Source organism: Vibrio fujianensis, from assembly GCF_002749895.1.
GTDB lineage: Bacteria > Pseudomonadota > Gammaproteobacteria > Enterobacterales > Vibrionaceae > Vibrio > Vibrio fujianensis.
This window is the reverse complement of record NZ_NBUS01000042.1, coordinates 237,296-249,565: the sequence shown is the minus strand read 5'-3', so window position 1 is coordinate 249,565 and position 12,270 is coordinate 237,296. Positions and strand designations below refer to the sequence as shown.

Genomic DNA, 12,270 nt, shown 5'->3' with positions numbered 1-12,270 from the left:
GTTCGAAAACAAAGGCGAAACCATGGGCTGTTCTCAGCCGCATCCACACGGTCAAATCTGGGCGAACAGCTTCTTACCCAATGAAATCGAGCGCAAAGAGCACAATCTAAAAGCGTACTACCAAGAACACGGCAGCAACTTGCTGGTGGATTACGTACAAGCGGAACTCAAAGACGGCTCACGGATCGTGGTGGAAACCGAACACTGGCTGGCGGTGGTGCCTTACTGGGCGGCTTGGCCGTTCGAAACCATGTTGTTGCCGAAAACGCACATTCGTCGCATGAGCGAACTTAGCGATGAGCAACGAGACGATTTAGCGCGAGCGATCAAGAAGCTGACCAGCCGTTACGACAATTTATTCCAATGCTCTTTCCCTTACTCGATGGGCTGGCATTACGCGCCGTTTTTTGAACAAGGCACTGACATTGACCATTGGCAACTTCATGCACTTTTTTATCCGCCACTCCTGCGCAGTGCCACAGTTCGTAAGTTCATGGTGGGCTACGAAATGCTAGCAGAAAGCCAACGTGATCTCACCGCCGAGCAAGCGGCGCAGCGTCTGCGCGATGTGAGTGATGTCCATTACAAAGAATGCTATACCCTTCTTACTTGAAGCTGCAGCGGTATTGGCTGCATTCGTTCACCCCAATCACATAGCATATCTATGCTCATGGGGATGATGAGAGCCATCCGTGGCGCTCACCAAAGGCCAGGCCTACGGCTGTTCAAATTTGTTCCAGACAAGTTTGTCACTCATTTGCCGCCTACCTGCAACTTCAAGTTGTTTGGGTATAAGTCTTTAAATTGGACTGATTACGAATAACGGGATAGCGCGACTTTACCGATAGAAAATTAGGCTCAACGCGCTATCCGACATCAAATTACTATTTTAAGAGAATATCCTTATGTCTGAACTTATCCAAAATGTGAAAGCGTCATTTGAGCAAGTGTTGGGCTACGTGCCAAGCCATATTATCCAAGCGCCTGGTCGTGTGAACCTGATTGGTGAGCACACTGACTACAACGATGGTTTTGTGTTGCCATGTGCCATTAACTACCAAACCGTGGTTGCAGCCGCAAAGCGTGAAGACAATATCGTGCGGGTGGTCTCGGTCGATTACGGCAACGCAGTGGATGAATTCGATATCACGCAAGCCATTACCTTCCGGCCAGATAAAATGTGGGCGAACTACATTCGCGGCGTGGTGAAGTGCCTTCTTGCACGCGGTTACTCGTTCACAGGTGCAGATATTTCAGTCAGCGGCAACGTGCCTCAAGGCGCGGGTTTGAGCTCATCGGCGGCATTGGAAGTGGTGATCGGTCAAACGTTTAAAGTGCTGTTCAATCTTGAGATCAGCCAAGCGGAAATTGCCTTAAACGGTCAGCAAGCCGAGAACGAATTCGTCGGTTGTAACTGCGGCATTATGGATCAAATGATTTCAGCGCAAGGGCGTGAAAATCATGCGATGCTATTAGATTGCCGTAGTCTTGAAACCGAAGCGGTATCGATGCCGGAAGAGATGGCGGTGGTGATCATCAACTCAAACAAAAAACGTGGTCTGGTCGACAGTGAATACAATACGCGTCGTCAGCAATGTGAACAAGCGGCACGCATTTTCGGTGTGAAAGCGTTGCGTGATGTGACGATTGAGCAGTTCAACGAGAAAGTGGCTGAGCTGGATGAAATGGTGGCAAAACGTGCTCGTCACGTCATCACAGAAAACGATCGTACGGTGCAAGCGGCGCAAGCGCTACGAGCACACAACATGAAGCGTATGGGCGAGCTGATGGCCGAGTCTCACGCCTCAATGCGCGATGATTTCGAAATTACCGTAAAAGAGATCGATACGCTGGTGGAGATAGTCAAAGCGGTGATCGGAGAGCAAGGCGGCGTGCGCATGACAGGCGGTGGTTTTGGGGGATGTATTGTTGCCCTCGTTCCGCCAGCGCTAGTCGATGAAGTAAAAGCAACGGTTGAAGCAAAATATCAAGCAGCAACGGGCTTAACAGCGTCGATTTATGTGTGCCAAGCCAAAAATGGTGCCGGTTTAGTTGAAGTGCTGTAAGGACTGACGATGAAAATCTATTTTGAACAACTAGAACAAGCGATGGCGCAAATGCCGTCGTTTGATGGCCAAACTGCGAATCTGATTCATCTAACTAACGCAAATGGTATGACGGCGTCGTTTATGGATATCGGTGCGACGTGGTTGAGTTGCACATTACCGGTAAATGGTGAAAACCGTGAAGTGTTGTTGCGTTCACCAAATATGGTTGAACACATGAAGCAAGACGCTTACTTCGGTTCCATTGTTGGCCGCTTTGCTAACCGAATTGCGAAAGGGCAGTTTGAGATAGACGGAGAGAAGTACCAACTTGGTATTAATAACGGTGAAAACTCCTTACATGGTGGTTGGGATGGGTTTGATAAAAGACGTTGGACAGTGGTGAAGCAGCAAACACAACAAGTTGTGTTTGCGCTTCACTCTCCAGATGGCGACCAAGGCTACCCGGGTAATCTGGATGTTAAAGTGACTTATATGTTAACGAATGAGAACCAACTGGCTATCAACTATGAAGCTCATTCGGATAAGGCTTGCCCTGTTAATTTAACCAATCACGCTTATTTTAACTTAGCCGGAGAGGCGAGTAGTGCAAAAAGTTTGGATCATACTTTACAGCTTAACGCTGGGCATTATTTGCCAACAGATGCGGAGTTAATTCCTACTGGTGAACAAAAGCCAGTTTCGGGCACCAGTTTCGACTTTACCGAGCCCAAATTGATTGGCCAAGAATTTCTTGCAGAGCAAGATCAGAAAACTGCTGGTGGCTACGATCACGCCTTTGTATTCATGCCTGAAGTGACCGATGGGGTATCAGTCGCCGCAGTTTTAATTGCACCAAAAGAAGATGTGGTGATGAAGGTGAAAACCACCAAACCTGCCATCCAGTTCTATTCAGGTAATTTCTTAGCTGGTACGCCGGGTGCAAGTAAAACTTATGAACGCTACGATGGCCTAGCATTGGAAACACAATACTTTCCAGACGGGCCAAACCAACCACAATGGGGACTTAACCGTGGAATGTTGAGTGCTGAGGGGGGCTACCAGCATCAAACTACTTATCAGTTTGAATTTTAGCTTGGGAATTTGCGGCAGGCGTTGACGTGAAGTCTACAAAACCGAACGAAGCCTTGAGCTAGAATCCATATCGTCTCGACAAGTGCTCAAAGAAAAAGCCCGCTCAATAATCCGAGCGGGTTTTGGAGTGTTCGATTGGTGAATTATCGATAATCAACGACGTTCAACCGAGTTTCTACGCACTAGCGTTGGAGTAAATATCGCCGTTTCTTCTTCAATCACTTCATCACGTGATAGCGCCAAAGCCAAACGGGCGGCGCGTTCCGCCATCATCTCGATTGGGTAGCGAATGGTCGTTAGGCTTGGGTGAACAAAACGAGCAATTAAGCCATCATCAAAGCCAACAATAGAGATTTGATTCGGAACCTCAATGCTATTTTGCTCTAATGTCGCTAATGCCCCTGCTGCCATGTGATCGTTATAGGCCACCACTCCAGTTATCTCTAATGACTTGGTTAGCAGGTTGGTCATGGCGATTTCGCCGCCATCACTATTGGGATCGCCGTACTCGATATAACTTTTGGGAAGCTCAATACCATAGGCTGTTAGCGCGGCTTGATAACCTTGCAGACGTTCGTCAGTATCTTCGATATTGTGGGAAGAGGCGATACAGGCGATTTTACAATGCCCGTGACGAATTAAATATTCTGTCGCGAGGAATGATCCTTTGCGGTTATCAAGGGAAATACAGCGCTCAGCAAGCTCTGGGATATGACGATTAATCAATACCATCCCTTTGACCTCTTCAGCGTAACGAATCAACTCGTCATCAGATAGGCCTTTAGCGTGAATAACGAGCGCATCACAACGATTGTTGATCAATAACTCTAAGGCTTGCCGTTCATCATGTGAGTTATGGTAGCCGTTACCGATCAACAGGTGCTTGCCATTTTCTCGGGCAATGGTATCAACGGCTTTGATTAAAGTACCAAAAAAAGGATCAGAAACATCAGAGACTAAAACCCCCATGGTATTGGTGCTTTGACTCACTAGAGCACGTGCGGCGGCATTGGGTCGATAACCGAGCGCTTTCATCGCTTCCGTAACGGCCTGGATTGACGATTGACTTGCTTTCGGGGATTTATTAACCACGCGTGAAACGGTAGCAACGGATACGCCAGCCGCTTTTGCGACATCTTTAATTGTAGCCATGGGTCATGAGCCTTTATTTTAATCGTGATGAGCACACTCACCTGACTGGTTGGTGAGTCTACCAAGTTAGTCTAAAGAGAGGCTCTCATTAGCGTCTCTAAAGGAATGTATTCTTTAGCAAATAGCCGTTTCAACTGGGCAAGATAAAGCTCAGCAGTGGCGATTGCATCGGAGAGTGCATGGTGTGCCTGATAATCAGGCAAGTGGTAGCATTTACGAAGATAACTTAAGCGCCAATCTTGCTTTACTCGCGCATGGGAGCACCAAGAGTATCGATGGTATGTTTGTTCGATTTTTAGTGTGTCTAACCAAATTAAGGGCAGACTAGGCCAACCTTGCTGTTGGATATAATGAGCGAGAAACTGACGTTCGATAACACTACCATGAGCTAATAACACTTTTCCGGCTAATTGTTGGAATAATATATCAATTCCTTGCTTAAGTGGTATCCCTTGTTGTTGCATTTCCGGCAGTATATGGTGAATAACCGCTTGTTGATGATTTTTTTGTGATAACGGTTTCACTAAAAAATGTTGAGCGCCGGATAATTGAATGACATTTTGTATAATCGGCACCCAGCCGATGCTGATGATTTGATCTTGTTTAGGATTTAATCCTGTCGTTTCAAAATCTAAGGCGATTAAGGTTTGTTGACGTACATCATCATCAGGTAAAGGAAGCGGTGACGTCAGCAATTGATCTATTGCTGGGGGAAAATTGACGCATTGTTTAATGGTTTGCAGGCGTTGCTTGGCCAGACATTTTAATGGTGAGGATGAAAATAGCATGGTTTTATTGACCGAATTTCATACGCATCGCCTCTTGAAGGCCTGAAATAATACGAAAAGCATCTTTAAGATGTTGCCTTTCGAAACTTCCAAACTGGCTAGGGAGAAGTTTGTTATTGATTTCTTGCCCGTTTTGTAACGCTTTTACCTGATGTTGGTGACGTAAATGGGTTAAATACTGATAAATACCTAAGCAGTCTTGATAGGTACTATCACTGAGCTGTGACTTTTGATGGGCAAACGCTAATCTCGTTTCAGTATCTAACATATGACCTCCCTCATTGAGGGCATAAATCCTTGCCATATCGACTAAGCAATTGATCGCCGAATGTTTGATATCAAGAGTTTTCTCACCGCTGTTGCCATCTTTTTTTAACACCAGATTGTTGAAAATCCCTAATGGTGGGCGTGTTTTTAGCGCATTACAGACTAAGGCGGCCATCAATTTACTATTGTGGGTAATTCGTGCATGTCGATACGTGTCGAGTTGATCAAATAGTGATTTATCACCTGCTATATATCGAATTTCAATAAACACATTAAGCTTGAGCAATTGATCATATTCTGGTGTTCTGGCCCACTTTCGATAGTATTCCTGCCAGACTTTTAGTGGCTGGCACCACTGACGAGTGACGGCCATAAAACGCCCTGTACAAAGTGAGTATCCACATTCGGCTAAACCTTTGCACATATACATGGCGAGATGGCTAAAATAAATTCGGTCTTTATCTGTCACACAATCGTCTAAAATAAGCGCATTATCTTGGTCTGAGCTGAGATGAATTTCATTGCGAGCATGTGAACCCGCTACAATCCAAGCATAGGCACAGGGGGCTGAGCCTAAATGTGTTTCGGCTAATTTTAATAGTTGACAAGTAAAAGCATCATATATCATTGCCATCATTTGCCCCACAATACTTGCTGAAGCCTGATTTTCAACCAGCGCTTCAAAGATAGCATCGCGTTCATGGGACAGAGCAATCAGTGACTGAACGGAGTCAACGTGAGTGATTTTTTCAGTTAGGAAAATCGCTTGAATACTGTGTTTTTGGATTAATTGCTGCGGTGTGATGATGCCCATAATTTGTTGGCTGGCATCAATCACTGGAATGTTTTGAATGTGGTATTGCATCATTAATTCAGTAGCTTTGAGAACCAGATCGCCATCATGAACGGTATGTAAGTCGGTCGTCATGATGCTGGATATAGGGCGCTGAATATCCCACCCTTGTGCGACGACTCGTTTCGTCATGTCTTTATCTGTGACCAAGCCGATCAATTTTTTGTTATCAACGATGGCAGCACATGGGCTGCGTAGTTCATTGTGCATACGATATGCGACTTGTTGGATTGTTGTTTCAGGGGCGACGATAAGGATATTTCGATTAAGTACATCACAGACGCGGAGTAAGAAAATATCTTTAGCTTGAGTGGATAACGTTGTCTTTGGTGTATGAGAAAGTCGAGTGGGGATATTGGGCGAGAATTGAGCTACAACGTCAGGATAGGCAGAGACAAGAGTAAACAAAGTGTCATAATTGATGCGATAAAGCAGTGTATTTTCAATCGCGATCACATGATAAAGCGCTTGGGCGTCCGTTTGCCAACTAAAGCCAAATATATCGTACTCTCCTAACCTTGAACGCAGGGTATGATCTAAGTACCGTTGTTCAATTACACCAGCTCGAATGAGGTAAATAAAGTGCTGTTCTGAATTTGGTGTTGCTTCGAGGTATTCATCTTGACCAAGGTAGAGTATGTCGACGGATTTTGCTATTTGATTAAGAATATCAGGTTTGAGTTGTTCAAAAGGTGTAATGGACTGTAAGAATGACACGATATTAGGGAGTAATTCTTGGTGCATATTTCACTCACTTTGATGGGATAAAGCCCCTTGGTGAAGCGGGGCTTTATAGTCTGGCCGAGGAAGCTTACCAAAAAATGGTATAAAGAACGGCAAGTATAATGGTAATCGCGTAGGCGGCGATATTAAATCCTTTCGTGGTGACAAACATTGATGATGTCAGGGTAATTCCTTTCGGGTCGTCGTCATTTACCGATGTGCTCAAGCTGGTAAAGGCAATCACCACTATCGTAAAGAGTAAGGTGTATAGCATCTGATCCATAAATGGCATATTGATTGGCATAAATTTAAGGAACAGAGCAAATGGAATAGAAAGAACAACGCCAGTGATAGCTCCTTTACTGGTGGTTTTTTTCCAGAATAGACCCAGTAAGAATACGGCTAGAATGCCTGGGCTAACTAGGCCTGTATATTCCTGAATGTATTGGAATGCTTGACCAATACCACCGAGCATTGGCGCGATTAAGCAAGCAATAAACAAGGCGACAATAGCCGTGATACGCCCCACATTTACCAGTTTATGATCGCCCGTTTGTGGCGCAATATATGCTTTGTAAATGTCCATCGTAAAGATGGTTGCTGTTGAGTTAAGCATGGAAGCGAGTGAGGAAACAATCGCTGCTGCAAGTGCCGCAAAGACCACGCCTTTTAAACCAACAGGCAAGAACTGTGTTAACCAAGGATAGGCTTTATCCGCGTGTGCTGCGGTAGGAATATTATGCATCGCAAGTTCACCCATATTAGCCATTAATTCTGGCGAATTGGTGATGACATAAGCGGCAATACCAGGAATCACAACTAAAAATGGAACAATCAATTTTAGAAAAGCAGCAAATAAAATCCCTTTTTGTGCTTCTTGAATTGATTTTGCTGCCAAAGTGCGTTGAATGATGTATTGGTTAAATCCCCAGTAGTATAGGTTTGCAACCCATAACCCACCGATAAGTACCGCGATGCCTGGTAAGTTCATATATTGAGGATTACTTTGATCGAGAATCATCTCAAAGTGGTTTGGTGCTGCATCTACCATTTGTGATAATCCACTAAACCAACCTTCGTCTCCACCGATAAAGCCGACGGCCATATATGTGGTAAGTAGGCCACCTAACACAAGGAAGAATACTTGAATAACATCTGTCCACACGACGGCTGACAAACCACCATAAATCGAATAGACCAGTGCAAAGAGTGCAAGTCCTGCAATCGAATACATCAATGGAATACCGAGGATGGTTTCTAAAGCTAAGCCACCGAGATAAAGGACAGAAGTCAGATTAACGAATACATAAAGAGCGATCCAAAAGACGGCTAAAATGGTTTTAAGGTTTTTATTGAAACGTTTCTCGACAAACTCAGGAATGGTATAGATGCCTTTATCAATAAAAATGGGTAAGAAATATTTACCCACGATAATTAAAGTAATGGCTGCCATCCATTCATAAGAGGCAATCGCAAGGCCGATAGAGAAGCCCGAACCTGACATCCCAATAAACTGCTCGGCAGAAATGTTAGCAGCAATCAACGAGGCTCCGACTGCCCACCAAGGAAGAGATTTCCCAGCTAAGAAATAATCTTCAGTACTTTTTTCTATCCCTTTTTTATCGCGGGATACCCAAAGGCCGACACCGATGATGATAGCAACATAGATTGCAAACACCATAATGTCGATAAAACTCAAACCATTTTGTATGTGGGACATCATTTTGTTCCTAATGCTAAGTATATTTTACGCAAGATTGTAAACGTTTCCATTTTAACTGGATGATGTTGGGATCACATTTTAGCCAATTAGTGGCCATTTGATTTTTAATTTTTTATTTATCAGTTAGTTATTTTTTATTTGCTTTTTTTTGCGTTTGGTTTTTTTTTGGTATCGTTTCCAATTTTTGCCTGTTATTAATCAAGTTGATTAAGCGTCGTGAAGCTGGAACAAGCGGCGAGTAGAAATAACCGTGCGAATTTATGATCATAAAAACGCTCGTTAGTTAGATTGGATGGTCAGCATAGCATCGCTAAGGTCAACAGACCTTAGTAGGGGGCGACAAAAGTGAATGTCGCCGTGGCATGGTGTGATGATTCTGCGCTTAACACCTTAATGCAGAAATAATAGATTAATACAGAAATAATAGAAATCCGGCCCAGCTAATGATGAGTAAGATCCAAGGTAATATCATTCGTTTAGAGAAAGATGGAGATGAGGTCGCTGCGAATACAGGTACATGGTTATCATTTGGTTTTGCTGGCTCTTTCAATAATTTTTTACGTGCTTTATCTGCTTGTCGGCTTTTCTCTTTTTGCTGCTTCTTATATAACGCAATGCCTTTTTCTATGCCTTGTGCAATCAGTTTAGTTTGTTCTTTGGTTTGACCTGGTTTTTGCGTAGCTTTGGCGATTGACATCGCTTCTTGTTGCGTTTGTGGAGAGGGGACGGTGGTTTTTTTCATGGATAATCCTTCTATTTTCCCAGTAGATTAGCATGTTGTGACTCTTTTTCTCAAACGACAAGGCATTCAATTATTCAGCAAGCAACAGAGAATACCCCTCTCGTGGGAGTAGGTTATTTCTAATGATTACGTTAAAGTATTGACAGTGATTTTATCCATCGACCCAATATGATGCGTTATTCTTTTGAACATTATGATACACATGGTTACTTGAAGGCTTCTCTGTGGCTTTGGCTAGGGTGGCTATTTTTAGCTCGAGCTTGGGTGGTGTTAGTTCTGGCTAGCGTGAGTCGTGAACATGGCCCTACGATTCTTAGCCTTATCTACCCAGATACACAAATGCTCTACGTAGGGTTAGTGGCTGGGCTACCGAGCATGATCCTGATGTGGCTGATTCATTTAAGGCACATTAAACGTTGGTATGTTTGGCTTTGGGTTGCTTGGGGCCGAACGTTAACTTTGTTAACGCTAGTCATTCAAGGGGGACAAACACTCTACCATATTTATCTGCAACACGGCGTTTTTCAGTGGGCTAACGCTTTGACATTATTAATTTTATTATGGTTTTTCTTGTATCTTGCTCGTAGTCAGCGAGTAAAAGACTGCTTTGATGCTTTCTCATCTTCTGCGCATTTACCAGGAGAGGGATGCAGAGTTGCAGAGAAGCTATGATCGGCATCAAAACCATAGATTATCTTTCGATTACACTGTGTAAAAAAGCAAAGTGAGGATGCCTTATGTCAATGCCACAGTCAGCCATTTTACCAGATGCAGAGCCGTTTGCTCTGTACAGCATTTTGAAGATTAAACAACACCATGCAAAGGTACTGGAACAATTACAAGCACTTCCCGCATTAGTGGAGGAGATTAATCGTACACAACCAGGGGCGGAACTGACGTTATCTCTGGCCTTTAGCAAGCCATTCTGGCAGCGTGTAAATGCTCCAATGCCTGAAGAGTTAATCGATTTTCCTGTGCTTGGTGAAGGAGAAATACAAGCGCCAAGTACCGATGTAGACGTGCTCATCCACTGCCATTCCAAACGGCATGATCTGCTGTTTTATGTCATGCGTAAATGTTTAAGCCATGTGGCTGATGCGGTTGATGTGGTCGACGAAACTTATGGCTTCCGTTATCTCGATGCCCGAGATATGACCGGTTTTATCGATGGGACAGAGAATCCAACAGATGAACAGCGTCGAGAGGTGGCGATTATTCCTGAAGGTGAATTTGCAGGTGGTAGCTATGTGATGGTGCAACGCTTTGTGCATAATTTACCTGCTTGGGACAGGTTGAACGTGTCGGCACAGGAAAAAGTGATTGGCCGAACCAAGCCAGACTCCGTTGAACTCGAACAGGTACCCGCAGCCTCGCATGTTGGGCGCGTGGATATTAAAGAAGAAGGTAGGGGGCTGAAAATTGTTCGCCATAGCCTCCCCTATGGGACGGCCAGTGGTGAACACGGCTTATTATTCATTGCTTACTGCCAAACACTGCATAATTTTAAGGTAATGCTGGAAAGCATGTATGGTGTTACCGATGGTAAAACGGATCAGTTATTACGCTTTACTCATGCCGTCACAGGGGCGTATTTCTTTGCGCCATCACAAGAGATGCTAGCGGCATTAACGATTCAGTAGGTTCCGTATTTTCCCTTCTTTCTGCCGGGCTTTCGTCCGGCATTTTATTTCAAGTTTTTTCATGAGTGGTCGATAACGGAGTTACGTCAAAGTAACCGTTAAGTGGGAGTGATCATACCGAATGTCAATGACGGTGAATACCAATGTTTCTGCGTTAATGACTCAGCGTCATCTCAATAACGCTACGGAAAGGCTAAACCAATCGTTAGAACGTTTATCTTCAGGTTTTCGAATTAATCGAGCTAAAGATGATGCGGCAGGGTTACAAATTACTAACCGTCTGGCGACGCAAATGCGCGGATTGGATGTTGCGGTGCGTAATGCGAATGATGGTATCTCTATCATGCAGACCGCTGAAGGTGCTATGCAAGAAACCACATCCTTGTTGCAGCGAATGCGAGACTTGTCGCTGCAATCGGCGAATGGTTCAAATAGCCATGCTGAACGGCAAGCTCTGCAAGAAGAGATGACCGCTTTGGATGATGAAATTAATCGCATTGCAGAAACGACCTCTTTTGCCGGAAGACGGTTACTTAATGGTTCATTTGGTCAGTCATCTTTTCAAATTGGCGCGGCATCTGGTGAGGCGGTTTCGCTTTCTTTAAAAAATATGCGTTCAGATACGTTGGATATGGGAGGCTTTAGCTATCTCTCAGCCCGATCAGTTAATGCTCAATGGGTAGTGAGCCAAGCACGTCGAGATTTGACGATCGACTATCTTGATGCCTCAGGTAATAACCAGCAAATAACCGTACAAGCCAAGGCGGGAGATAATATTGAACAGCTTGCCACTTATATTAATGGGCAAACTGAATCTCTTTCGGCTTCGGTCAATGAGCAAGGACAATTGCAACTTTATATGCCAGGGCAAGAAACGGCGGGTACGTTATCATTCAGTGGAGGCTTGGCAGATGAACTACAACTTGGGCTTGATGGTTATGATTCTGTGCATGATCTCGACATTACCTCGGTGGGCGGAGCTCAGAAAGCGGTGTCAGTGTTAGATACCGCGCTACAGTATGTCGATAGTCATAGAGCCGAACTGGGTGCTCTGCAAAATCGCTTTAGTCATGCGATAAATAACCTAGAGAATACACATGAAAATCTAGCGGATTCTCATCGTCGAATTAAAGACACCGATTATGCAAAAGAAACCACCCAGATGCTCAAGCAGCAGATCCTTCAACAAGTCAGTGCGTCTATTCTTGCGCAGGCTAAAAAGCAACCCAATTTAGCTTTAAC

At 44.4% G+C, this 12,270-nt stretch carries 11 protein-coding genes; 6 read left to right on the top strand and 5 right to left on the bottom strand.

Translation table 11 applies throughout. From position 1 onward, the window contains the following. The 3 genes from galT to galM all read left to right on the top strand — a co-directional run. Positions 1–613, top strand: a 613-nt coding sequence (gene galT, locus B7C60_RS18855; protein WP_245869153.1) for a galactose-1-phosphate uridylyltransferase, incomplete at its 5' end; no start/stop codon positions are given. Between the two features lie 292 nt (positions 614–905). Beyond that, the gene (gene galK / locus B7C60_RS10070) at positions 906–2,066 is read left to right on the top strand and encodes a galactokinase (RefSeq protein WP_099611538.1); all 1,161 of its coding nucleotides are present in this window, start codon (positions 906–908) and stop codon (positions 2,064–2,066) included. A 9-nt stretch (positions 2,067–2,075) separates the two neighbouring features. Then, a complete protein-coding gene (galM, locus tag B7C60_RS10065) occupies positions 2,076–3,140 on the top strand; it encodes a galactose-1-epimerase (RefSeq protein ID WP_170886592.1) in 1,065 nt (354 codons plus the stop codon). 153 nt (positions 3,141–3,293) lie between these two features. Here the strand turns inward: galM and B7C60_RS10060 are convergent, their stop codons facing one another. From B7C60_RS10060 to B7C60_RS10040, 5 genes are all read right to left on the bottom strand, one after another. Continuing rightward, on the bottom strand, positions 3,294–4,292 hold the full coding sequence (locus B7C60_RS10060) for a substrate-binding domain-containing protein (protein WP_099611537.1): 999 nt from the start codon (positions 4,290–4,292) through the stop codon (positions 3,294–3,296). 71 nt (positions 4,293–4,363) lie between these two features. After that, positions 4,364–5,080, bottom strand: a complete 717-nt coding sequence (locus B7C60_RS10055; RefSeq protein WP_099611536.1) for a 3'-5' exonuclease — start codon at positions 5,078–5,080, stop codon at positions 4,364–4,366. Positions 5,081–5,084: 4 nt separating this feature from the next. Then, positions 5,085–6,944, bottom strand: coding sequence for a DUF294 nucleotidyltransferase-like domain-containing protein (locus tag B7C60_RS10050; RefSeq protein ID WP_099611535.1), 1,860 nt, complete (start codon positions 6,942–6,944; stop codon positions 5,085–5,087). A gap of 67 nt (positions 6,945–7,011) precedes the next feature. Beyond that, on the bottom strand, positions 7,012–8,646 hold the full coding sequence (locus B7C60_RS10045; RefSeq protein ID WP_245869152.1) for a sodium/sugar symporter: 1,635 nt from the start codon (positions 8,644–8,646) through the stop codon (positions 7,012–7,014). A 409-nt stretch (positions 8,647–9,055) separates the two neighbouring features. After that, positions 9,056–9,388 (bottom strand): DUF2956 domain-containing protein, encoded by a 333-nt coding sequence (locus B7C60_RS10040; RefSeq protein WP_099611533.1) that lies wholly within the window; start codon positions 9,386–9,388, stop codon positions 9,056–9,058. Positions 9,389–9,559: 171 nt separating this feature from the next. Here B7C60_RS10040 and B7C60_RS10035 point away from each other — a divergent pair, with 171 nt between their 5' ends. The 3 genes from B7C60_RS10035 to B7C60_RS10025 all read left to right on the top strand — a co-directional run. Next, positions 9,560–10,060, top strand: coding sequence for a DUF2919 domain-containing protein (locus B7C60_RS10035; protein ID WP_099611663.1), 501 nt, complete (start codon positions 9,560–9,562; stop codon positions 10,058–10,060). 65 nt (positions 10,061–10,125) lie between these two features. Continuing rightward, on the top strand, positions 10,126–11,028 hold the full coding sequence (locus tag B7C60_RS10030; RefSeq protein WP_099611532.1) for a Dyp-type peroxidase: 903 nt from the start codon (positions 10,126–10,128) through the stop codon (positions 11,026–11,028). Between the two features lie 121 nt (positions 11,029–11,149). Next, on the top strand, positions 11,150–12,270 hold a 1,121-nt coding region (locus B7C60_RS10025; protein ID WP_245869149.1), incomplete at its 3' end, for a flagellin.

Coding starts and splice junctions, on each gene's coding strand:
- B7C60_RS10050 (WP_099611535.1), bottom strand. CDS start 6,944: ATGCACCAAGAATTACTCCCTAATATCGTGTCATTCTTACAGTCCATT.
- galM (WP_170886592.1), top strand. CDS start 2,076: ATGAAAATCTATTTTGAACAACTAGAACAAGCGATGGCGCAAATGCCG.
- B7C60_RS10045 (WP_245869152.1), bottom strand. CDS start 8,646: ATGATGTCCCACATACAAAATGGTTTGAGTTTTATCGACATTATGGTG.
- B7C60_RS10035 (WP_099611663.1), top strand. CDS start 9,560: ATGCGTTATTCTTTTGAACATTATGATACACATGGTTACTTGAAGGCT.
- B7C60_RS10055 (WP_099611536.1), bottom strand. CDS start 5,080: ATGCTATTTTCATCCTCACCATTAAAATGTCTGGCCAAGCAACGCCTG.
- B7C60_RS10030 (WP_099611532.1), top strand. CDS start 10,126: ATGTCAATGCCACAGTCAGCCATTTTACCAGATGCAGAGCCGTTTGCT.
- galK (WP_099611538.1), top strand. CDS start 906: ATGTCTGAACTTATCCAAAATGTGAAAGCGTCATTTGAGCAAGTGTTG.
- B7C60_RS10040 (WP_099611533.1), bottom strand. CDS start 9,388: ATGAAAAAAACCACCGTCCCCTCTCCACAAACGCAACAAGAAGCGATG.
- B7C60_RS10060 (WP_099611537.1), bottom strand. CDS start 4,292: ATGGCTACAATTAAAGATGTCGCAAAAGCGGCTGGCGTATCCGTTGCT.